A 20,850-nucleotide genomic window follows, 5' to 3' on the forward strand; every position below is an offset into this window, starting at 1 on the left:
ACCGCCGGGGGGGCCCCCCCCGTCCCGCCGGGGGGGGCCGCCACGTCGTCGTGATCAGGGCCGGCCGTCGACGGTGACGACCCCAACTCGCCTGGCAGTGCCCGCGGCCGAGGGCGCACCCGTGGGACTTCTCTGGGACTTTACGCCCGCGGCGGGGGGGGTTCCGACCCGTGATCCCACTCCAACGTCCTGCGGTGTGGCGGTCACTGGTTCCGATCGGTGGCAGCCGCCCGCAAGGGCGTCAGAAAACAGCTCTCGACGACGAGCAGCGGGCGGGCGCCCTGCTGTTCGCGCTTGTGGCGGATGCGGTCGGTAGGTTCTCACTGGCCCACACAGCCCTCCACCGATTCACGGGGGCCGTCGTTCCAGGCGGGTACCTGGTCGGCGACCAGGTCCGGTTTACCAGCGGCGCTCAGCCGGCGGCTCCTGACCGTGCACTACCGCGCTCGTGGAGCCGACATCGGGTGAGGTCCGCGACCGGCCGACGTTTCGCGACTGATCCTGGACCGCCACTCTTCACCCTTTTCGGAACTCTCAGAGCATGATGAGCAGACGCGTCTTCGGCTTGAGCTTCCTGTTCACCGAACGACTCTGCACGTATACCTCCAACTTGGGATTGTTTCCCGCCTTCACCGAGACGGTCCCGTGGATACCTGTGCCGAACAGAAGGCTGCGCGCCGCGTCACCCGTATAGGCGCGGTCGGTGTCCTTCTCGACCACGATGACTTCCTTATTGGGCTGAACCTGCACCCGGGTACCCAGCTGGTAGTAACACGAACCGCGTTCGTACGTCACGCCGGGATGCGAATCGACGAAGGATCGAATTTCGACCTCCTTGTCGACCTTCAGGAGCCGATACCTGTCGGCCGAGATCGGTTCGAGGTTCGCCCGCACCTCGTCGACCGATATGTCCTGGCCGACGGCGAACAGGTTCTTCGTACCGCGCACGCCCTGCTCGCGGCCCCGGAGGAAACTGGTGGCGGCGGCGCGCACGGTACCGATCGCCTCCTCGACACCCTCTTTGGAATCCGCGTCCCAGATGGCGATGTTTCCGGCCGGAAAGCCGTAGTTCTGGGCGGTTCGCTTCGCCAGGGAGTTCGGAACGAGGATCGCGGAAGTCCAGTGGCCCGGAAGCGCGCCCATCTTCGCCGCGATCCTGTCGAGCCAGGGGCCGAGGATGGCCATGTCGCCGTCATGTCGCCTGTCGCCGCCGGAGGCGTTCTCCTCGCCGTCCGTCACCACGATCTGAAGGAAACTGTGCTCGCCGTACTCCTCCCAGATGTGGTCCAGGTCGTCCAGAGATTTCAGCGAGGCCTCGATGAGGGCCGTAGCGCCGTTGTTGACCTTGTACAGGCCCCGCATGGACGGCAGATGCTTCACGTCCATGTCCCAGACCAGGTTCTCCACTTTGTGGTCGAAGGAGTAGAGGCTGATCCGGGTCTCATGGCCGAGGCTGTCCGACTCGGCCTTCAGACCTGCCACGAACTCGTCCACGACGCGGATGAGTTGACCCTGGTGCGGATGCATGGAACCCGAACAGTCCACTACTAGCGCGACGTGATTCACCTTGTGCTGGATCTTGTTGGCGGACACGCTTCTACTCCCTCTCCGAGGCTCCCCGAGTGATGGTTCCACCGTATGGGGAGGCACTGACAGTGGAGTCTGACGGCCGATCACCCGCCTGCTCCGTGGCAGACTCCGGCCGACTCGGCAAGGACGGCTCGCCGAGGCGATGCGGATGGACATCGCCGGCATCAAGCCCAAGTCCCCCGGAAAATACGACGCCCGCATCCGGGAGACGGTGGAGAGCCTGAAGGGCAACAAGAACATTCAGGCGCTGCTCAGTCAGGAAGCGGTCCGGCGGCTTCCGTGGGGCATCAGGAGCACACGGTCGTACCGCGGCGTGGTCCTGACTGTCGATGGCCCATATCGGGCGTCGCCCAGCGGTCAGAGGCTGGTGAGGAGGTCGTCGAGTGGGGCGGGTACGCGGTCGGGGTCGAGTGCCTCGACGAGGAGGCGGCCGTAGCGGATCTTGCGCCCCTTCTTCGTGCCGAGGAAGCGTCGCAACTGCTGCTGCGAGGTGCGGCCCCGCTGTGCGGGCTGGCGCAGGAAGGTCTGCAGGGAGCGCAGGTCGCCCTCCGCCCGGACGACCTCCTCCACCCGTGTCACGCCCAGCGCGCGGATGAGCTCGTCCTCCAGATCCGCCGCGCAGACGAAGAACCCCTGCTGTGCCGCACCGGCCCGCTCCCAGCCGCGAGCGTAATAGCGAAGCTCCGCCTCGTCGCACAGTCCCGTGAGGCAGAGGTCCAGGCCGGGTGGCCCGAGGAGCTGGGCGAAGCGCCCGACGCTCATCGCACCGCCCATCGGCAGGACGCAGACTCCTTCGGCCGCCAGGTTCCGGCCGCGGCTCGCGGCCAGCGCACCGACCGCTGCGACATCGCTCGGTCCTTCCAGCAGGACGGCCTTCCGGACGGACAGCCGCGCGGCCAGCTCACGCGCCGGGTCACTGGGGCCGCCGGCCGCCCACGCGGTGACCGCCTCCAGGAACAACCGCATGTCAGCCATGAGGCCGAGTCTCCGCCCTTCCCGGCCACCACGCCAGGGGATTTCCGACGGCGCGTCGATCGACGGTGAGCAGTCGGCGGCGGTCGGCACGTCCCAGGTGACCGGGACGACCACGCGGTAGTTGTCCTCGCTCAGCACCTGCGCCCGCACGGTCATGCGGGCGATCCGCGCCGGGGCCGAGATCTCGCGGCAGTAGCGCCGGTCGGATCCGATCCGCGCACGACGTTGGAAGCCCGGCCCGAAGCCGTGTCCCTGAAGGAGGTTCTTCACAACATCTCTTTCGAAACAACTGTTGTAGGTCTAACCTCGGCGCATGGTCGCTTCCTCTGCTGCCCCCGTCGAGTCCGCGGAGCGGCACATCGAACTCGACACCGCCGCCCTGCGCGTACTTGCTCACCCGTTGCGCCTGAGCGTCCTCAGCCTGCTGCGCGACCGTGGTCCGTCCACCGCCACCCGGGTCGCCGACGAACTCGGCATCAATCCCGGTGCGGCCAGCTACCATCTGCGTCGCCTCGCGTCGGGCGGACTCATCGTGGAGGAGCCGGACCGTGGCACCGGCCGCGAGCGGTGGTGGAAATCCGCCCATCGCCAGTCGGTCCACGATCCTGCGACCGGGTCCGCGGAGCAGCGCGAGGCCGGACGCGGGTACACCCACGCAGTGGCCCTTGCCGCCGCGGATCGGCTGCGCAGGTCCGCACAGGAGGTGGCTCTGCTTCCGCGGGAGTGGCTCGACGTCGCCACCTACAGCGACTTCCTCCTGCATCTGACTCCGGGCGACGTGGACCGGATGCGGGCGGAGATCTTCGAGGTGATCTCGCGATATCGCCGCAGTGCGGGTGAGGCGTCCGAGGGCTCCTCTCCGGTGACGCTGCAAGTGCAGGCGTTTCCGGTGCCCGGGACGGCCGTGCCGCCGGCCGGTGACGCGTGAGCGCGCACGACATGGCCGCGTCCGCGCGGCCTGCCTACCGGGACGTCAATGTCCTGCGCTGGCTGAGCGCCTATACGGCTTCGGTCACCGGCGACGTCGTGTACTTCCTTGCCCTGTCCTGGGCCGCCACTCGCGCCGGCGGCCCCTCTCAGGTGGGACTGGTGGTCGCGGCCGGGGCGCTTCCCCGTGCGGTGCTCATGCTCGGCGGGGGCGTGGTGGCCGACCGGTTCGGGCCACGCCGTGTCGCTGTCGCCGGCGACACGGTTCGCTGTGCGGTGATCCTCGCCGCCGCGGTGGCGGTGATGTTCACGTCCCCGCGCGTATGGCTGCTGGCCGCGGTCGCGTTGGTCTTCGGCGTGGTGGACGCGGTGTTCATGCCGGCGGTGGGCGCGCTCCCGCCGCGCATCACGACGCCCGATCAACTCGCCCGGGTGCAGGGGATGCGCGGACTGTCGATCCGGCTGAGCAATGCCGTCGGCCCCGTCATGGCGGGAGCCGTCCTGGTGACCGGCGGCGCGGCGGGCGCGTTCACGGCCGCGGGCGTTCTCTTCGCTCTCTCGCTCGCCACCCTGCTCACCGTACGGATCGCTCCTTCGCCGAAGACATCTCAGCATGCTTCCGCCCGGCGTGAGTTGGGGGACGGCTTGCGGTACGTCCGCCGCCACCGGATGCTCGCACCACTGGTCACGGTGGTCGGGCTGAGTGAGATGTGCTTCAGCGGTCCGGTCGCCACCGGCCTGGTGCTCCTGGCGGACGAACGCGGCTGGGGCGCCTCGGGCATGGGATGGATCGCGAGCGCGTTCAGCGTCGGAGCCGCGGCCTCGGCGTTGCTGCTCACCGTGTCGGCCCGGATACCGCGCCCGGGGCCTGCGATGTCCGGCGCGTTGCTCGTCACCGCTGCGGGAGCCGTCGGCCTGGGGCACGCGCCCGCGCTTCCCGCCGCCGTGATGTTCGGTGCTTTGATCGGCCTGACCAGCGGCTTCACCACGACCGTGACCGGTGCCCTGATCCAGACGGAGACCGACCCCCGATACCTCGGCCGTGTCACCTCGGTCACGACCCTGTGCACGCTGGGCCTCGCGCCCGTACTCTTCCCGGCCGTCGGCATCACGGTGGCCCTCTGGGGAGCCGACGTGTTCTTCGCCGGATGCGCCGTGATCTGCCTGCTCGCCGCGGTGCTCGGCTTTGCTGCACCCGCGATACGGTACGCCGAGCTCCTATCCCCCAAGCACGCGTAGCCGCCAGGCTGTTGACCTGCCTTCGGTCTCGGACGCGATGGCCATGCGCCCGAGTGCGGTCCAGCCGCGCTCGGCTGTGGCGCCGGTGGGCGACGTGGCCTACGGCATCGTGCCGATGCCGGGAGGCCAGGCGGACTGCCAGGAGCGGTCGATCCGCGTCGCGTCGACCTTCCTGGAGCGCACCGAGCAGCGCGTGGACGCGGCGATCGCCATCGGCCCGCCCGCACTCGACGGCTCCGGACTCGGACGTTCGCGCGACGGCGCGGACCGGGCGCTGCGTGTGCTGCTCGCCAACGGGGGCGACCGGCGGGTGGCCACGGCGGAGGACGTCCACGTCGACGCGCTCATGCTGGACCTCGCCGATCCGGCCGCCGCGCGCGGGGACGTGACGACCGGGCCCGACGCCCGCCTGCTCGACTACGACGCCCGGCACCAGTCGCAACTCGTCCACACGCTCAGGTGCTGGCTGGACGCCTTCGGGGACGTGGCCGCCGCGGCGTATGTGCACCCCAACACCTTCCGGTACCGACTGCGACGGGTCGCAGAGGTCGGTGAGATCAACCTCGACGACCCTGGCGAGCGGTTCGCGGCGATGCCGCAACTCCGGCTCCGCCCGCCCGGCACCATGAGTAGAAGCCGGATACCGCGACGAGTCAGCATTCGTCCGTACCGCCCGAACACCACCTGAAGGTTTGTGGAACTCCACGAATCCGCTGCGTCACCTGATGTCCAGGATGGGCCATCAACCCCGACGCAGCGGTACGGAGGTAACCATGACCGCCGTGGTCACCGAGGACGCCTGGACACCCGCGGGTCAACCGGACAGCAACGATCACGATGGTGGTCATGCTGTGCGCCCGGTCGATCGACTACATCGACCGGTTCTCCATCAACATGGCTCTGCCGTCGATCGGAGAGGAGTTCCATCTCGGCAAGACCGCGCAGGGCTCGCTGGTCACCGTCTTCGCGCTGGTCTACATGATCTGCCAGATACCGGCCCCGGCTACCTGGCCGATCGGTATGGATCCCGCAAACCGATGCTGATCACGCTCGTGCTGTGGTCGCTGTTCACCGCTTTGACGCGCCCGCCAGCCAGCCCATTGCCAGCGGCGCGATGACCCCCGCGGTGATCGCGTTCTGGGTCCCACAGCGCGCCGAACAGTTCAACTTCCCGTCGACCGGCACCAAGTAGTCGGCCGACGCACCAGCAATCAAATCCAGTCCGGACAGAAGGTCCGCACCGGACAGACAGAAGGGATCGCCCCATGGTCACCGAATCGGAACTGGTCGCGACAATCACCGCCCGAGCGGCGGAAGTCGGCGTCCGCGTCTGGCTGCACGCGGCCGATCTGGACGGCCCGCGGCATATGGGCATCGACGCCGAGGAGCCGGTGGTCACCGCGTCCGTGTTCAAGGTTCCCGTGGCAGTGGAACTTGCCCGGCAGGCGGCCGACGGCGAATGCGACCTCGCCGAGCGGATCGTGGTGGCAGCGGGACATCCGACCGCCAGCCCGTACGGCCTTGCGACCTTCCGCCACGACGTCACGATGTCCTGGTACGACTTGGCCGTCCTGATGATCGGCATCAGCGACAACGTCGCCACGGACCTGATCCTCGGAAAGGTGGGAAAGGCCGCGGTCGCCAAGACGCTGCGTCGGCTCGACCTCCCGCACACGGCCGTCACCCACGACTGCGGGGAGCTGTTGCGCACGATCGGCGAGGACCTCGGGATCGACTACCAGGACGACGAACGGATCCTGGCCGCGTTGCCGGCCGAACAACTCGCCGAGCTGCGTGCGTTGACACCCGGAGAGACCTGCCGGACCACCGCCGCGGAAAGCACCCGGTTGCTGGGCCTGATCTGGCGTGACGAAGCGGCGCCCGCGGCAGCGTGCGCCGACGTCCGGCGCTGGCTGGAACTGCAGTTGTGGCCGCACCGGCTGCGCTCCGGCTTCGCGGACGACGACGTCAGGATCAGCGGCAAGACCGGAACGCTGCCCTCGCTGCGCAACGAGATCGGCGTGGTGGAGTACCCGGACGGCGGCCGGTACGCAGTCGGTGTCTTCACCCGGGCCGTCGACGCCCGATCGAGAGTTCCCGAGCGTGACGCCTTCATCGGGTTCGCCGCCGCCCAGGCGGTGGACTGGCTTCGGCGGTGACCCGTACCGGCGGCCGGGTGTTTCGTCGGCCGCGATGAAGGTTTCACCAGTCTCGTCGTTTCTCACGAATCGGCCATGAGTGCGCAGGCCATATCCTCCCGGAATCACCCGTTCTCCCTCGCAGAGACGAGAGGTGCACATGTCCGAACCCGATGAACTCCGTGGCTGGTCGGAAAGCCGCCTTCCCGAGTTGCCGGCCGAGTACAAGGTGCCGGCCGCATCTCGCCGTATACGCACACGGCGAATTATCGACCGCGCGTGCCGGGGTACTGAACAAGGACACCGGCGTCGAGGCCACCGCGGACTCCGTCTTCCGGATCGGTTCGATCACCAAGGTCCGGACGACCACGCCGGCGATGCAGCTCGTCGATGTGCCGCGTTGGGGCACCTCTCGCCGGAGCAGGACGCCGAGCCGCAGCGAGACCGTCGGTCGTGGCCGTTCACCCGGGTGTCGACCGGTCCGGGCTGTGCTGGTGGCCGACGTCGCGGACGAGGTCCAGGCCGAGGACGCGGTCCAGGTGGGCGAAGGTCTCGAATTTGGCGCCGGGCGGCACATCGGACCGTCCCGCCACATCCGCCAGCAGATCGAGGACTGTGGTGACGTCGAGGTCCTCGACGAGCGCCGCGTGCGACTCCCGCAGCAGATCGGCGGGGATCGGCCGGGACGGCTCCTGCGCCCAGTCCGCCACCTGCCGGCGCCACTGCCGCAGTGTCCCCCGGGCCTCGGCCAGCGCCGCACCGGTGACCGTGACCGGCGTGGCGTAGGGCCGGTGGAGCAGCAGCAGGCGCACTGCCAGGGGATCGGCGGTCTCGGGCACGAGTACGTCGGGCCTGTCCGGGGAGAGGAGGTGGCCGGGGTCGGGCACGCCCTCCTCCAGCAGGACCGTGCTGACCCGGCCCACCTCGATCCGGCCGCCGGTGGCGTCGCCGGTGTCGGCGCCCTGGGCGACCACGTGCACGTCGGCTGGGCCACCGAGTGCCGCGTCCGGGTGGTGGGCTCCGACGGCAGCGGGGGGATGGATGCCGAGCACCGCCATGACGCGGTCGAGCGCCCGGGCCTGATCAGGAGTCAGTTCCGGGGTGGTGAGGACCGTGACGACCTGGAGGCCGTTCAGCTCCGCGGTGCGCGCCAGTACGTCACCGACCAGCGGCACCCGCAGGTGCACCGGACCGATCCCGGTGCCGGTGCCGAGGGCCGGCAGATGGACACAGCTGCGCAGCAGGTGGCGGGGCGCGGCGGGGATTTCCATGAGGTGGCCGGTGCGGGTGTCGGCGATACGCAGCATGATGCGGAGGCTAGTCCCGGACGCCGTCCGCGCGTGGGAGAACGGGGCGGGGAGTCCGCCCGTCGTCCCGGCACAGCTCCGGTCTCAGTGCTCCTCGGTCAACTGCTCGTCCAGCTCGTCGAAGAGCAGTTCGCTGTGGTCGATCTGGCCGGTCCGGTAGGCGGATCGCGCCACCAGGTGGGCGGCGACCGGACCGGTCATCAGCTGGAAGAAGCCGATCAGCGCGAGGGTGGCGAGATCCATGCCGCTGCGCAGCCGCAGGGCCACCCCGGCGAGGACCAGGAGCATGCCGAGAGTCTGCGGCTTCGTGGCGGCGTGGCTGCGGGACAGCACGTCCGGCAGCCGCAGCATTCCGATCACACCGAGCAGACAGATCGCCGCGCCGGTGAACACCAGCACCGCACCGGCCGTGTCGAGGATCTGGAGCCAGACGTTCACGGTGCTTCCCCCTCGGTCCCGCCCGTGCCCTCGCGTCCCTCACGTCCCTCACCGCCGGCTCCGGCCGCTTCCCGCCGCGGTGCCGGCCGGTCGCGCGCGGCGATGAAGCGGGCGATGCCGACCGACCCCGTGAACCCGAGGAAGGCCAGCACCAGCATGATCGGGAAATAGAACGGGTCGCGTGCGAAGGCGGACTTGGCACCGAGGCCCGCGATGATGAGGGCGGCACACACGTCGAGCGAGATGGCCCGGTCCAGCATGGAGGGGCCCCGCCAGATCCGGGCGAGGAGCCCCGCCCCGGCGATGACGATCACGGCGACGGCCGCGGTGAGCAGCACCTGGTCGGCGGTCTCCGGCCCACTCATGCGCCGTCCCCCCTGTCGCGCCCGGTCGGTGGCGGTGGTTCGGCGACGCGGGCGATCTCGTCGGACGTGCCGAAGGCCCGTACGGTCAGCTCCTCGATCCGCCAGACGGAGCGCCGCGCCGCGTCGAGTACGGCGGGCCTGTCCGCGTCGAGGACGTGCAGGAAGACAGTGGCCGTGGCGCGGCGTACCTCGACGATCGATCCGCCGGGCACGTTCGACACGGCGACGGCGGTGGCCGCGAGCATCAGGTCGGAGCGGCAGCGCAGCGGTACGGCGATGACGGCGGCCCGGTGCGGGTGGTCGACGAAGATCTGCCGGGTCACCCGTACGCCCGAGGTGTACATGTCGTAGAGCAGATAGCCGGCGAGCACGAGGATGCCCCACGGGTGCAGGCGGAGCCCGAGGTCGACCCGGGGCAGCGGGAAGGCCAGGCAGACGGCCACCGCGACGACCGCGCCGATCAGTACGTTGGCCCAGTTCAGGCCGGACCAGAGCAGCACCCAGATGAGGGTGAGCCAGGCGATCAGCGGGAGGTCGAGCACACGTCCCCGTCCGCCGAACTCGCAGCTGAAGGGGGGCAGGTCCTTGTTCCTGAAGGACAGCTTGACGATGCGTCTCACCGGCCGAGCACCGCCTCCACGTAGGGGGTACGTGCGAGGAGTTCGGCGGCCGCGCGGTCGGTGTAGGAGGTCAGCGGTCCGGCGCACACGGTGAAGGCGAGCCCGAGGGCGACGGCTGCCGCGGTGGCCGCGGTCATCGGCACCGGCAGTTTCGTCGTGGTGGTGACGGCGTGTCCGTGCAGGGTGGCCGCGACCGCGAGCCCGGCGGGCTGGTGGCGGGGGCGGACCGGTTCGTCGCCGCTGCCGGGGATGTGGTCGGGGCCCTCGTCGACGTCGCTGTCGTCCTCTTCGGAGTCGGACTCCAGAACGGTGCCGGCCGCGGTCTGTCCCGGGGGCGCGGCCCGCCAGAACGCCAGGTTCCAGACCTTGGCCATCACGTACAGCGTGAAGAGGCTGGTCACCGCCGATCCGGTGACGAGGAGCCAGGCCCAGACGCTGCCGTCGGCGACGCCGGCCCGCATCAGTCCGAGCTTGCCGATGAAGCCGGACAGCGGCGGGATGCCGGCCAGGTTCATGGCGGGTACGAAGAACAGGACGGCGAGCAGGGGGGATGCCTTGGCCAGTCCGCCGATCCGGGTGAGTTCGTTGGTGCCGCCCCGGCGTTCGATGAGCCCCGCCACCAGGAAGAGCGTGGTCTGGACGGTGATGTGGTGGGCGACGTAGACGATCGCGCCGCCGTACGCGTCCCGGGTGGCGAGGCCGATGCCGAAGACCATGTAGCCGATGTGGCTGATGAGCGTGAAGGAGAGCAGCCGCTTCAGGTCGGTCTGGGCGACGGCTCCGAGGATGCCGACGACCATCGAGGCGAGCGCGGCGGCCATCAGCAGGTCGCCGAGCCGGTTGCCGGGGAAGAGCAGCGTCTCCGTGCGCAGCATGGAGTACACACCGACCTTGGTGAGCAGACCGGCGAAGACCGCGGTGACGGGGGCGGGCGCTGTCGGATAGGAGTCGGGGAGCCAGGCGGCGAGCGGGAAGACGGCGGCCTTGATGGCGAAGACGGTGAGCAGCATCGCCTGGATCAGGGTCTGCACCCCGAGCGGGAGCGCGGCGAGCCGGCCGGCCATTTGCGCGAAGTTGGCGGTGCCGGTCGCCGCGTAGGTCATGGCGATGGCGGTGAGGAACAGCATCGACGAGAACAGCGAGATGATCACGTACGTGGAGCCCGCGCGGATGCGGGGCCCGGTGCCGCCGAGGGTGAGCAGGACGAAGCTGGCGACGAGCATGATCTCGAAGCCGACATAGAGGTTGACGAGGTCACCGGCGAGGAAGGTGCAGGAGACCCCGGCGACCAGGATCAGGTAGGCGGGGTGATAGACCGCGACGGGTGTTTCCTCGTCCCGGTCGGCCATGCCCTGGCCCAGGGAGTAGACGAGCACGCAGAGCGTGATGGCGGAGGAGACGGTCAGCATCAGTCCGGACAGCCGGTCGGCGACCAGGGTGATACCCAGCGGCGGCGCGAAGTCGCCGAGGTGGACGGAGAGCGGGCCGCGGGTGTCGGCGACGATCATCAGCGTGAGGGAGAGCCCGAGCACGGCGGTGAGCACGGCGACGCTGACGAGGCGCTGGATCTGCTTGAGCCGGGTGCCGACGGCGAGGCTCAGGCCGGTGGCGCAGAGCGGCAGCAGCACCGGCAGGGGGACGAGTGCGTTCATCCGGTGTCTCCCGGGTCGGCGTGGGGGTGGGGCGGTTTCTGGGGGTCGTCCTCGGGGGCGGTGTCGGGGCGGGGTCGTTTTTGGGCGTAGTCCTCGGGGTCCGCGCCCAGTACGTCGTGCCAGAGGTTCCCGGTGGCGTACCGGCCTCGGGCCTGGAGGGCGCGGTCGGCGCGCAACCTGGCCCGCAGGCGGCGGCGTTCCTCGCGGTACCGGGCTCGTTCCTCTTCCGTGACGTCCGGGGCGGCCCGGTACCGTTCGCGCAGTTCGTCCCGCTCCCCCAGTACCTCGGCGCGCAGTGCGATGCGCCGGTCCTCGTCGTCGTCGTGGACCTCGTCGGTGCCGGTCAGCTGGTGGCCGCGGTAGGCCATGGCGAGGAGGAACGCCGTGGTGGCGAGGGTGATGACGATCGCGGTGAGCGCGATGGCCTGCGGCAGAGGGTCGGTGACCTCCCGCAGCGGGACGCCGTACAGGAGCGGTTCCCGGCCGGCCGATCCGGCCGCGGCGAGGATGAGCAGATTGATGCCGTTGCCCGCGATCACCGCGCCGAGCAGGATGCGGGTGAGGGGCCGGGTGAGCATGAGGATGCCGCCGACCGCGCACAGCACCGCGGCGGTGGCCAGGAGCGAGAAGCTCACCGTCATCCGGTGGGGCCTCCCGTCCCGGGAGCGTCTCCCGGTGGGATGCCGGTGCGCGCGGCGGCGGCCCTTTCGAACGCCGCGCGCTCGATCTGCCGGTCGATCTTGGCGCCGAGTGCGCGCACGATGTCCAGCACCACGCCCAGGACCAGCAGATAGACCCCGAAATCGAAGAGGATCGGGGTGCCCAGGTGGTATGCGCCGATCAGGGGCAGGCGGCCGTGGTGGGTCCAGGCATGCAGGACCGTTCCCTCGGCGAGGCCGAGCAGGGCGACGCTCGTGGAGATGAACAGCCCCAGGCCGGTGAAGAGCCCGGGCTGCAGCGGTGCGGCCTCCGCGAGCTCGAAACGGCCGCCCGCCAAGTAGCGGGTGATCAGGGCGAGTCCGCCGACGAGCCCGCCGACGAAGCCGCCGCCCGGCATGTTCTCGGCGCAGAACAGCAGGTACAGCGAGAGCACCAGGACCGGGTGGAACAGCAGCCGGGCGACGACCTCGAAGACGATCGAGCGGTGCTCGGGGGCGAGCGTGGACCCGGCCGCGAGCCAGCCGCGCTCCGGTGCCCCTTCGTCGCCGTGCGGAAGTCCCGTCATCTCGGGGGCCGTCAGTGACCAGGCGGTACGTCCCCGCGTCTCTTCCCGCAGCGACGGGTCCTCGGCACGGCGGTGCAGATAGATCAGGCTCGTCACGCCGATCGCCGCCGCGGCGAGCACGGCGGACTCTCCCATGGTGTCCCAGGCGCGCAGGTCGACCAGGATGGTGGCCACGACGTCCTTGAGCCCGTGGTGGGCGGTCTCCTCCACCATGGCCCCGCCCGCCGGTTTCGCCGTACGTGCGGCCGCCGCGACCCACACCACCACGCCGAGCGTCGCCGCCGCGGCCAGCGCGACCGGAATGCGTACGGCACGCCGCCGGCTGCTGACCGACTCCTGGAAGTGCACCGGCATCCGCCGCAGCACCAGCACGAACACGATCATCGACACGGTCTCGACGCAGAACTGGGTGAGCGCCAGGTCCGGGCCGCCCTGGACGACGAAGAGCAGCGCCGCGCCGTATCCGGTCAGCCCGGCCAGGACGACGGCCTTCATCCGCCGGCTGACGGTGAGACAGAACAGGGCGGCCGCGCAGGTCAGCACGGCGATGGCGCCCTGCAGCGGGAAGTCCCAGACCTTCGGGGCGGCCGCCCCGTGCCAGGGCCGGTCCACGCCGAGGACGGTGAGCTGGCCGGCCAGCATCACGAGCAGGGTGGTGGCGAGGTACATGGAGAGCGAGCCGCGCTGGACGAAGCCGGTGAGCTGGAGGGAGAGCCGTTCCAGGCCGAGCAGCAGATGTCCGAAGACGCTGTCGGCGGTGGGCCAGGCGATCCGCCGGGACAGCCGGGTGACGGTGGTGCGGGTGGCGAAGAGCAGCACGCCGCCCGCCATGGCGGCGGCCGAGAGCAGCAGGGCGGTCCCGAATCCGTGCCAGAGCGAGAGATGGTAGGGATGTGCGGAAGGGGGGAACGCGTCCGCGTACGCGCCGAGCAGCCGGTCCGTCCAGCCGACGCCGGGGCCGAGCACCAGCCCGCAGACCGCGAGCACGGCGGGCGGCGCGAGGAACCACGGACCGACCCGGTGGACCGGAGTGTCCTCGACCCCGGGCTTACGGGCGAAGGCGCCCCAGACGAACCGCACGGTGTACGCGACGGTCAGCGCCGACCCCGCCACCGTGATGCCCAGTGCCCAGCGGTCGGCGGTGTCACCCTGCAGCAGCGCCTCGAACGCGGCCTCCTTCGCGGCGAAGCCGAGCAGCGGGGGCAGGGCCGCCATGGACGCGGCGGCGAGCACCGCGACCGTGCAGACGTGCGGCAGCGCCCGTCCGACGCCGGAGAGTTTGCGCAGATCACGGGTGCCGGCCGCGTGGTCGACGATGCCGGTGACGAGGAACAGCGGCGCCTTGAACAGGGCGTGGCCCAGGATCATGACGGCGGCGGCCAGCGCCGTGTCCCGGTTGCCGACCCCGGCGAGCAGGGTGAGGAAGCCGAGCTGGCTGACGGTGCCGTAGGCGAGGACGAGCTTCAGGTCGTTCAGGCGCAGCGCCCGCCAGCCGCCGAGCAGCATGGTCGCGGCCCCGAGGACGATCACGACGGGCCGCCAGACCGGCACGTCGGCGAAGCCGGGGGCGAGCCGGGCGACCAGGTAGACACCGGCCTTCACCATCGCGGCGGCATGCAGATAGGCGCTGACGGGGGTGGGGGCGGCCATCGCGTTCGGCAGCCAGAGGCTGAACGGCCAGATCGCCGACTTCGACAGCGCCCCGCACAGGATCAGCACCACGGCGACGGAGACGGCGAGGCTCGTCGCGGGCGGGTCGGCGAGGATGGCGGAGATCCGGTATGTGCCCGCCGACTGACCGATCATCAGGAAACCGACGAACATCGCGAGGCCGCCGAGTGTGGTCACGGTGAGCGCCTGGAGCGCGCAGCGGCGGCTGTGTTTCTCCTCGCTGTCGTACCCGATCAGCAGATACGAGAAGACCGTGGTCAGCTCCCAGAACACATAGAGCGAGATCAGGTCGTCGGCGAGGACCAGGGCGAGCATGGCGCCCGCGAACGCGAGGAGGTTCCCGGCGAAGCCGGCCAGTTGCGGGGTTCCGTCGGTGAAGTACGAGGCGCAGTAGAGCAGGACGAGCGTGCCGATTCCGGCCGCGAGCAGCACCATGAGCTCGGCGAGCGCGTCGAGCCTCAGTTCGACGGTGACGTCGTACGCCGGCATCCACCGCCACGACCAGGTGACCGAGCCGCCCGAGGCGGCGGTGTTCCACTGCGTGGCCGCCCACACGGTGGCGGCGGCCGGTGGCAGCGCGAGCACGACGAAGGCGCGCGTGCCCAGCGCCCGTACCAGCGGTCGCGCGCAGGCGGCCAGGACGAAGTGGCAGACGATGAGCGCGGTCATACGGCCCCGAGGGGCGTCCCGCGCCGGCGGGGAGCGGGGGTCCGGGGCCCGGATGAGGCATTACAGGCAAAGAGCACTAAATACAGATATATCCCCGATCGTGCTTCACTCGTACGGCGCGCCGCGCCCCGCTCGGCGCGCTGCGTTCACTCGCGCCCGCCGCAGACCCACGTCGAAGACCGACGAGAGACCGCGGACGCATTCGGTGGCGCGCAGACAGCGGTGGGCGTCGTAGCTGACGGCGATGCCCTCCCCGCCGTACGACCGGACCGCAGCGCGCGGGGGCTGATCGGTGGCCACCGAGGACCTTTCCGGGTTGATTCGTGACTCCGTACGGACACCCCCAGCGTCCCCCGTGCTCACCCGGCCCGCTGGTCGAACCGGCCCGGACCGGCCTGAGTCAGGCGCTCCGAACGGCCGTGGCGGAGTTGTGCGTGATCAGTGATGCACTTGTGAGCCCGCTTTCTTTTCATTTTTGCAGTGTGACTAATATCGATGTGTCGGAGTTCTCAACGGATTTGACCAGCCGTGAGGCTGGCATCATCGTCAAGGAGCACGCCCTGCGCACGCGCGCCTCACGGCGGACCGAATCGACCACCATGTCGTTGCGGACAGCCCTGCTCGTACTGGCCATCGTCCCCGGTGTCGCGCTGGCCGCCCTCTGGGCCGTGACCAGTGGCCAGACCTTGTTGGACTTCCAACGCCAGGCCGCCCAGGGTCAGTTGGCCCAGAAGGCGGGCCAGCCGTCCAACATCGTCTATTACAACCTGCAGGAGGAGCGCCGGCTCAGTGCCGAGGCGCTCGCCCGGCACAAGGGCTCGACCGATGCGCTGGAGCGGCAGCGCAAGAAGACCGACGAGGCGATCAAAAGCTTTCAGTCGCTCTCCGACGTGGCGACCGACGACGCCCCCGCCGAGGTCCGTGACGCGGTCCGCAAGGCCCGCGAGGAGATCAATCAACTGCCCGCCCAGCGCACCCTCGTGGACGAGGGCGGCAACGACCAGCAGAAGGTCGTGTACGGCTACTACACGGACCTGATCGCGGTCGACCTCGAACTCTTCACCGCGCTCAGCCATGTCGACAACGGCCGGATCACCACGCTCTCGCAGCCGCTCGTCGACCTGTTCTGGACCAAGGAGATGATCTCCCGTTCGGACGCGCTGCTGGCGCGCGGCTGGTCCGGGGGGAAGCTGAGCGGCGAGGACCTGCGACAGGTCCGGGAGGCCGTGTCCGGCCAGTCGCTCCAGTACTCCACCAAGGTCGTCCCCTATCTGCCGTCGGACGAGAAGGCCATGTGGGAGGAGATCACCCGCAGTCCGGCCTGGAAGACCAAGACCCAGGTGGAGAACGAGGTGCTGCGGCCGGCCGGTGCCGACGCCGCCGGGTTCGTCGAGGTCGGCGCCGAGGAGAAGACCTGGAGCGGCGCGATGGACGAGCTCTCTCCGCGGATCGAGAAGCTGCTGGAGCACCGCACCGCCCTCGTGGTCGAGGAGGGCAAGGGCAGTGTGATGTCACTGCTGTTCAAGATGGTGCTGACCACGGTGGTCGGTCTGGTGGCCGTGATCGCGGTCGTCTTGACCACCTGGCGCCTCACCCGTAACCTCCGCCGCCGGATCGGCAGGCTGCAGGAGCGGGCCGAGGAGTTGGAGAAGGCGCTGCCCGATGTCGTCGAGCGGCTGGGCAAGGGCGAGCGCATCGATGTCGAGGCCGAGGCCCGCGCCATCGAGCGCGACAACAAGGGCGACAATGGTGACGAGCTGACCCAGCTCGGCGACGCGCTCAACCTGGCGCGCACCAGTGCGCTGGCGGCGGCCGTCAAGCAGGCCGATCAGCACCGCGGATTCGAGCGGCTGCTCCAGCGCATCGCGCGCCGTACCCAGCAGTTGATCGGACAGCAGCTGAAGAAGCTGGACGAGTTGGAGCGCAAGCACGAGGACCCCGAGGTGCTGGACGGCCTCTTCGACCTCGACCACCTCACCGCCCGACTGCGGCGGTACGAGGAGAACCTGGTGATCCTCGCGGGCGGCTCCCCGCGCCGGCGCTGGCGCAAGCCGGTTCCGCTGCTGGACGTGATGCGTTCCGCCCAGGGTGAGGTGCAGGACTACCGGCGTGTGGTGCTGGACCTGGACGGCAGCCCCTGGCTGTCGGAGCGGGCCGTCGGCCCGGTCTCGCACGTGCTGGCCGAACTCATCGAGAACGCGCTCAGCTTCTCCCGGCCGCCCTCCCCGGTCGAGGTCCGGGCCGCCAAGGTGAGCCGCGGTCTGGCGATCGAGGTCGAGGACCGGGGTCTGGGGATGGAGGAGGACCAACTGGCCGCGGCCAACGAGCTGATGGTCCGGCCGCCCCGGATGGACGTGCTCGCCCACTCCGACGACATCCGGCTCGGTCTGTACGTGATCGCACGGCTCGCGGACCAGCACGGCCTGCGGGTGGAGTTCCGTTCCTCGGCTTACGGCGGTACGCGGGTGGTCGTGCTCGTCCCCGATGAGCTCACCGTCTCCGAGCCGCGGTCCGGCCCGGTCGGCGTGCCCTCCCCCTCCGCACCAGCCGCCCCCGCGGCGGCCCCCGCGCCGGGTGACGCGCTGCCGACCCGCGTCCAGGGTCAGGCACTGGCCGGAGTCACCGCGCTGAACGCGGCGAGCGCGCCCTACGTCGCCCCGGAGCAGCCGTACGCGACACCGGAGAACCCGGTTCCGGCGCAGGACGAGCCTCACGAGGCGCCCACCGACCCGTACACCGCACCGCCCGTACCTGCGGCGCCCACCGCGCCGTACACGGCGCACGAGACCCCGTACGAGACCCCGTACGACGCGGCCGAACAGCCGTACATGACGGCAGCCGGCCAGTACCCCGTGGACCAGCCGCCGTACCCGATGCCGGAGGAGACGTACGCGATGCCCGAGGAGCCGTACCGGGCTCCCCGGCAGCCGTACGCCGCTCCGTACGCCTCGGGCGTCGGGGCGGACCGTCCCGGCCTCCCGATCCCCGGGCCCCGGCAGTCCGGGCCGGACGCCGCCCGCCCCGCGCAGCTGCCGGTGTCCGTGCCCGACCATCCGGCGCCGCCGGAGCCGGACGCCCTTCGCCCGGAGATCGGGTCCGAACGGCCCGCCCTTCCCGCACCCGGTGCGGAGCCCCCGCTGCCGCGCCGGGTACGGCAGGCCAGCCTGGTGGACGAGCTGCGGATCGATCCGGCCGCCGGGCCCGCCGCGGCCACGCCGCCGAGCCCGTCCGAGAACGCGCAGCCGCGACCGGCCTCGCGCCGGGCCGGAGCCGCGATCGGAGCGTTCCAGCGCCGCTCCCGCGCGGCCCGCGCGGGAGACGGGACGACGACGCAGCCCGCTCCACCCGCCACCCCCCTCCCCACGAGAGAAGAACGGTCATGACACGCACAACCGCCACTCACCAGGATCTCGACTGGCTGCTCGACGGCCTGGTGGACTCGGTGGCCGAGACCCAGAACGCCGTGCTGCTCTCCGACGACGGACTGGTGGTGAGCCACTCGCGCACCATCGACCGTGCCGACGCCGAGCGGCTGGCCGCCATCTGCACCGGTCAGCAGAGCCTGGCCCGCGGCGTCGGGCAGCTCTTCGACGGCGGCGGCGTCCACCAGGTGATCGTCGAACTCGCCGACCTCTGGCTCTTCATCATCTCGGCCGCCCAGGGCACCCACCTGGCCGTGATCGCCTCCCAGGAGGTGGACGCCGAAATCATGTCGCTCGCCATGCACAACCTCGTCCAGCAGGTCGGCCAGAAGCTCGGCACGCCGGCCCGCGGTGAGTTCGACGCCTTCGGCTCCGGGGACGGGCAGCGCGCGTGACCCGGCACTGGGAGGAGGAGGCCGAGGAGGACGGGGCGGGCTCGATGGTGCGCCCGTACACCATCACCCGGGGCCGGACCGCTCCCGAGCGGGACGACTTCACCCTCATCACCGTGCTGACGACCGCACAGGACCCGCGGGACGAACACGGTGCCCCGATCCTGCCGCGAGGGCTCCAGCCCGAGCACCGGCTGATCCTTGCGCGCTGCCGCCGCCCGTCCGCGGTCGCCGAGGTCGCGTCCGACCTCGGCCTCCCGGTGTCGGTGACCAAGATCCTGCTGGCCGACCTCGTCGCCCAGGGCCTCCTGCTGGCCCGTGCCCCGCTCTCGGTGGCACGGGCGGCCGGCGGGGCCCGGATGGGCCTGTTGGCCGCCGTTCGTGACGGACTCCGGAGACTCTGAACCAACATGACAAGCAGTCAGGCGGCCCCCGCCGCCGTCAAGATCCTCGTCGCCGGAGGTTTCGGCGTCGGCAAGACCACCCTGGTGGGAGCAGTCAGCGAAGTCGCCCCGCTGCGCACCGAGGAGTACCTGACCAAGGCCAGCATCGGTGTCGACGACCTGGCCGGTGTCGGCGGGAAGGACACGACCACCGTGGCCCTGGACTTCGGGCGGATCACGGTCAGTGATGAGCTGGTGGTCTACCTCTTCGGCACCCCCGGCCAGGAACGCTTCTGGTTCATGTGGAACGACCTGGTCAACGGGGCGCTCGGCGGTGTCGTGATCGCCGACACCCGCAGGCTGGAGACCAGTTTCGCGTCGATCGACTTCTACGAGAGCCGGAACATCCCGTTCGTGGTCGCGATCAACTGCTTCCACGGTCGCAACACCCGTACGCCGGACGAGATCAGAGCCGCTCTCGACCTCGATCCGCACGTTCCGATGCTGATCGGCGACGTGCGCGAGCGGCCGTTCGGCCGGGACGTGCTGCTGGCCCTGGTGGACCACCTGATGAGCCTGCCCGTCGCGGTCGGCTGACCGCGCGCTCCCCCCGCTCCCCGTACCTTCTGCACCTTTCTCGCTCTGGAGAGATCTGAGATGGCATCACCCCTGCGCGTCCTGATTCACGGCGGCGGCATCGGCGGGCTCACCCTCGCCACCGCGCTGGCCCGGCGCGGCCACACCGTCGAGGTCGCCGAGCTCCGCGACGAGCTGGAAGCGCTCGGCGTCGGCATCATCCAGCCGTCCAACGCCCTCCACGTCATGCGGGAGATCGGGGTGCTCGACGACTGCCTCAAGGCGGGCTTCGAGTGGGAGATCCTGACCATCGCCGACCCGGCCGGCAACACGCTCGCCGAGATTCCGCAGCCGAGGATGGGCGACGTCCCCTCGAACAACGGCATCCCGCGCCCCGCCCTCGCCCAGGTGCTGAACGCCGCCGCGGTGGCCGCCGGGGCCACGATCCGCTTCGGCACCACCATCACGGAGCTGGCCGACGACGGCTCCGGCGTGGACGTCACCCTCTCCGACGGCTCCACCGGGCGCTGGGACCTGGTGGTCGGCTTCGACGGCATCGGTTCGCCGCTGCGCACCCGGCTGTACGGGGACCGTTACGTACCCGAGTACACCGGGTTCGCCAACTGGCGCGTGACGGTGCCCCGCCAACCCCGGGTGCGGGGTGTGGTGATGGGCACCGCGGGCCAGGCCGCGAAGGCGCTGCTCACCCCGATCACCGAGGAACTGATGTACCTGGGCGCGGTGTTCGCCGAGTCCGAGGACTTCCGGCCGGACCCGGAGCGGGCCCACGAGCAGCTCACGGAGCGGCTGGCGATGTTCTCCGGGCCGGTCGCCGAGGCGCTCGCCGCCGTCACCGACCCGGCCGCGGTGGTGTACTCGCGGATCTCCCAGGTGACGGTCGAGGAGCCGTGGCACGTCGGCCGGGTGGTGCTGGCCGGTGACGCCGCGCACGCCTCCACCCCGCACATCGCACAGGGTGCGGCGATGGCCGTCGAGGACGCGCTGGTGCTCGCCGAGTCGCTGGACGCCGAGGACGATGTGGCAGCGGCCCTCGAAGGGTGGGAGGCGCGCCGCCGTCCCCGAGCCATGTGGGTGCAGGCCATGTCGCGTGCGGTGCTGAAGCAGGAGACGGGCAGCGAGACCACGCCCGAGGAGGACGAACTGCTGAAGATCGGCATTCCGGGCGCGGCGCATGTGCTGGTGAAGCCGTACTGACACGCGCCGATCCGCGCGTTGCCGGGCGGGCCGGGCACACTGTGCC

Annotated in this window: 21 protein-coding genes and 1 pseudogene; 12 read left to right on the forward strand and 10 right to left on the reverse strand. The window is 70.5% G+C overall.

The window, feature by feature from the left end; translation table 11 throughout:
• Window positions 1-534: 534 nt before the first annotated feature.
• Window positions 535-1,593, reverse strand: coding sequence for a VWA domain-containing protein (locus ACFU8Q_RS23395; RefSeq protein WP_384457051.1), 1,059 nt, complete (start codon window positions 1,591-1,593; stop codon window positions 535-537).
• Window positions 1,594-1,947: 354 nt separating this feature from the next.
• A complete protein-coding gene (locus ACFU8Q_RS23400; RefSeq protein WP_384457087.1) occupies window positions 1,948-2,565 on the reverse strand; it encodes a TOPRIM nucleotidyl transferase/hydrolase domain-containing protein in 618 nt (205 codons plus the stop codon).
• Between the two features lie 313 nt (window positions 2,566-2,878).
• Here ACFU8Q_RS23400 and ACFU8Q_RS23405 point away from each other — a divergent pair, with 313 nt between their 5' ends.
• The 7 genes and pseudogenes from ACFU8Q_RS23405 to ACFU8Q_RS23435 form a co-directional block, all read left to right on the forward strand.
• The gene (locus ACFU8Q_RS23405) at window positions 2,879-3,493 is read left to right on the forward strand and encodes a helix-turn-helix domain-containing protein (protein WP_384457053.1); all 615 of its coding nucleotides are present in this window, start codon (window positions 2,879-2,881) and stop codon (window positions 3,491-3,493) included.
• 11 nt (window positions 3,494-3,504) lie between these two features.
• The gene (locus ACFU8Q_RS23410; RefSeq protein ID WP_384457089.1) at window positions 3,505-4,731 is read left to right on the forward strand and encodes an MFS transporter; all 1,227 of its coding nucleotides are present in this window, start codon (window positions 3,505-3,507) and stop codon (window positions 4,729-4,731) included.
• A 43-nt stretch (window positions 4,732-4,774) separates the two neighbouring features.
• Window positions 4,775-5,419 carry a PucR family transcriptional regulator gene (locus ACFU8Q_RS23415; protein WP_384457055.1) on the forward strand — a complete coding sequence of 215 codons (645 nt, stop codon included), beginning with the start codon at window positions 4,775-4,777 and terminating at the stop codon, window positions 5,417-5,419.
• Window positions 5,420-5,577: 158 nt separating this feature from the next.
• Window positions 5,578-5,775 carry a hypothetical protein gene (locus tag ACFU8Q_RS23420; RefSeq protein WP_384457057.1) on the forward strand — a complete coding sequence of 66 codons (198 nt, stop codon included), beginning with the start codon at window positions 5,578-5,580 and terminating at the stop codon, window positions 5,773-5,775.
• Between the two features lie 13 nt (window positions 5,776-5,788).
• Window positions 5,789-5,923 carry a hypothetical protein gene (locus tag ACFU8Q_RS23425; protein WP_384457059.1) on the forward strand — a complete coding sequence of 45 codons (135 nt, stop codon included), beginning with the start codon at window positions 5,789-5,791 and terminating at the stop codon, window positions 5,921-5,923.
• A 73-nt stretch (window positions 5,924-5,996) separates the two neighbouring features.
• Window positions 5,997-6,890, forward strand: coding sequence for a serine hydrolase (locus ACFU8Q_RS23430; RefSeq protein WP_384457061.1), 894 nt, complete (start codon window positions 5,997-5,999; stop codon window positions 6,888-6,890).
• 152 nt (window positions 6,891-7,042) lie between these two features.
• Window positions 7,043-7,249, forward strand: a pseudogene (locus tag ACFU8Q_RS23435) (serine hydrolase); the annotation flags it as partial.
• A gap of 81 nt (window positions 7,250-7,330) precedes the next feature.
• On the opposite strand, the gene ACFU8Q_RS23440 reads toward ACFU8Q_RS23435, so the two are convergent.
• From ACFU8Q_RS23440 to ACFU8Q_RS23475, 8 genes are all read right to left on the reverse strand, one after another.
• Window positions 7,331-8,176 carry a hypothetical protein gene (locus ACFU8Q_RS23440; protein WP_384457063.1) on the reverse strand — a complete coding sequence of 282 codons (846 nt, stop codon included), beginning with the start codon at window positions 8,174-8,176 and terminating at the stop codon, window positions 7,331-7,333.
• An 84-nt stretch (window positions 8,177-8,260) separates the two neighbouring features.
• Window positions 8,261-8,614 (reverse strand): monovalent cation/H(+) antiporter subunit G, encoded by a 354-nt coding sequence (gene mnhG, locus ACFU8Q_RS23445; protein ID WP_384457065.1) that lies wholly within the window; start codon window positions 8,612-8,614, stop codon window positions 8,261-8,263.
• The gene (locus tag ACFU8Q_RS23450) at window positions 8,611-8,979 is read right to left on the reverse strand and encodes a monovalent cation/H+ antiporter complex subunit F (RefSeq protein WP_384457066.1); all 369 of its coding nucleotides are present in this window, start codon (window positions 8,977-8,979) and stop codon (window positions 8,611-8,613) included. Before ACFU8Q_RS23450 ends, mnhG begins: the two co-directional genes overlap by 4 nt.
• Window positions 8,976-9,599 carry a Na+/H+ antiporter subunit E gene (locus ACFU8Q_RS23455; RefSeq protein ID WP_384457068.1) on the reverse strand — a complete coding sequence of 208 codons (624 nt, stop codon included), beginning with the start codon at window positions 9,597-9,599 and terminating at the stop codon, window positions 8,976-8,978. Before ACFU8Q_RS23455 ends, ACFU8Q_RS23450 begins: the two co-directional genes overlap by 4 nt.
• Window positions 9,596-11,251 (reverse strand): Na+/H+ antiporter subunit D, encoded by a 1,656-nt coding sequence (locus ACFU8Q_RS23460; RefSeq protein WP_384457070.1) that lies wholly within the window; start codon window positions 11,249-11,251, stop codon window positions 9,596-9,598. Before ACFU8Q_RS23460 ends, ACFU8Q_RS23455 begins: the two co-directional genes overlap by 4 nt.
• Window positions 11,248-11,892, reverse strand: a complete 645-nt coding sequence (locus tag ACFU8Q_RS23465; RefSeq protein WP_384457072.1) for a Na(+)/H(+) antiporter subunit C — start codon at window positions 11,890-11,892, stop codon at window positions 11,248-11,250. Before ACFU8Q_RS23465 ends, ACFU8Q_RS23460 begins: the two co-directional genes overlap by 4 nt.
• Window positions 11,889-14,816: a Na+/H+ antiporter subunit A gene (locus tag ACFU8Q_RS23470; protein ID WP_384457074.1), complete on the reverse strand. Its 2,928-nt coding sequence runs from the start codon at window positions 14,814-14,816 to the stop codon at window positions 11,889-11,891. Before ACFU8Q_RS23470 ends, ACFU8Q_RS23465 begins: the two co-directional genes overlap by 4 nt.
• Before the next feature lie 105 nt (window positions 14,817-14,921).
• Entirely contained in the window at window positions 14,922-15,116 is a 195-nt protein-coding gene (locus tag ACFU8Q_RS23475; RefSeq protein WP_384457076.1) for a hypothetical protein, read from the reverse strand.
• Window positions 15,117-15,334: 218 nt separating this feature from the next.
• Between ACFU8Q_RS23475 and ACFU8Q_RS23480 the strand changes: the two genes are divergently transcribed.
• Genes ACFU8Q_RS23480 through ACFU8Q_RS23500 form a run of 5 tightly spaced genes read left to right on the forward strand, consistent with a single transcriptional unit; the run spans window position 15,335 to window position 20,804 of the window.
• Window positions 15,335-18,199, forward strand: coding sequence for a nitrate- and nitrite sensing domain-containing protein (locus ACFU8Q_RS23480; protein WP_384457078.1), 2,865 nt, complete (start codon window positions 15,335-15,337; stop codon window positions 18,197-18,199).
• Window positions 18,196-18,633: a roadblock/LC7 domain-containing protein gene (locus ACFU8Q_RS23485; RefSeq protein WP_384457079.1), complete on the forward strand. Its 438-nt coding sequence runs from the start codon at window positions 18,196-18,198 to the stop codon at window positions 18,631-18,633. The genes ACFU8Q_RS23480 and ACFU8Q_RS23485 overlap by 4 nt, the downstream gene beginning before the upstream one ends.
• Window positions 18,630-19,034, forward strand: coding sequence for a DUF742 domain-containing protein (locus ACFU8Q_RS23490; RefSeq protein ID WP_384457081.1), 405 nt, complete (start codon window positions 18,630-18,632; stop codon window positions 19,032-19,034). Before ACFU8Q_RS23485 ends, ACFU8Q_RS23490 begins: the two co-directional genes overlap by 4 nt.
• A gap of 6 nt (window positions 19,035-19,040) precedes the next feature.
• Window positions 19,041-19,610, forward strand: a complete 570-nt coding sequence (locus tag ACFU8Q_RS23495; protein WP_384457083.1) for an ATP/GTP-binding protein — start codon at window positions 19,041-19,043, stop codon at window positions 19,608-19,610.
• A 60-nt stretch (window positions 19,611-19,670) separates the two neighbouring features.
• Complete coding sequence (locus ACFU8Q_RS23500; RefSeq protein ID WP_384457085.1) at window positions 19,671-20,804, forward strand: FAD-dependent monooxygenase; 1,134 nt, start codon at window positions 19,671-19,673, stop codon at window positions 20,802-20,804.
• The last annotated feature ends 46 nt before the right edge of the window (window positions 20,805-20,850 follow it).

The organism is Streptomyces sp. NPDC057543 (assembly GCF_042801895.1).
Lineage (GTDB): Bacteria > Actinomycetota > Actinomycetes > Streptomycetales > Streptomycetaceae > Streptomyces.

Coding starts and splice junctions, on each gene's coding strand:
- ACFU8Q_RS23400 (WP_384457087.1), bottom strand. CDS start 2,565: ATGGCTGACATGCGGTTGTTCCTGGAGGCGGTCACCGCGTGGGCGGCC.
- ACFU8Q_RS23405 (WP_384457053.1), top strand. CDS start 2,879: ATGGTCGCTTCCTCTGCTGCCCCCGTCGAGTCCGCGGAGCGGCACATC.
- ACFU8Q_RS23410 (WP_384457089.1), top strand. CDS start 3,505: ATGGCCGCGTCCGCGCGGCCTGCCTACCGGGACGTCAATGTCCTGCGC.
- ACFU8Q_RS23415 (WP_384457055.1), top strand. CDS start 4,775: ATGCGCCCGAGTGCGGTCCAGCCGCGCTCGGCTGTGGCGCCGGTGGGC.
- ACFU8Q_RS23420 (WP_384457057.1), top strand. CDS start 5,578: ATGCTGTGCGCCCGGTCGATCGACTACATCGACCGGTTCTCCATCAAC.
- ACFU8Q_RS23430 (WP_384457061.1), top strand. CDS start 5,997: ATGGTCACCGAATCGGAACTGGTCGCGACAATCACCGCCCGAGCGGCG.
- ACFU8Q_RS23440 (WP_384457063.1), bottom strand. CDS start 8,176: ATGCTGCGTATCGCCGACACCCGCACCGGCCACCTCATGGAAATCCCC.
- ACFU8Q_RS23450 (WP_384457066.1), bottom strand. CDS start 8,979: ATGAGTGGGCCGGAGACCGCCGACCAGGTGCTGCTCACCGCGGCCGTC.
- ACFU8Q_RS23460 (WP_384457070.1), bottom strand. CDS start 11,251: ATGAACGCACTCGTCCCCCTGCCGGTGCTGCTGCCGCTCTGCGCCACC.
- ACFU8Q_RS23465 (WP_384457072.1), bottom strand. CDS start 11,892: ATGACGGTGAGCTTCTCGCTCCTGGCCACCGCCGCGGTGCTGTGCGCG.
- ACFU8Q_RS23470 (WP_384457074.1), bottom strand. CDS start 14,816: ATGACCGCGCTCATCGTCTGCCACTTCGTCCTGGCCGCCTGCGCGCGA.
- ACFU8Q_RS23485 (WP_384457079.1), top strand. CDS start 18,196: ATGACACGCACAACCGCCACTCACCAGGATCTCGACTGGCTGCTCGAC.
- ACFU8Q_RS23495 (WP_384457083.1), top strand. CDS start 19,041: ATGACAAGCAGTCAGGCGGCCCCCGCCGCCGTCAAGATCCTCGTCGCC.
- ACFU8Q_RS23500 (WP_384457085.1), top strand. CDS start 19,671: ATGGCATCACCCCTGCGCGTCCTGATTCACGGCGGCGGCATCGGCGGG.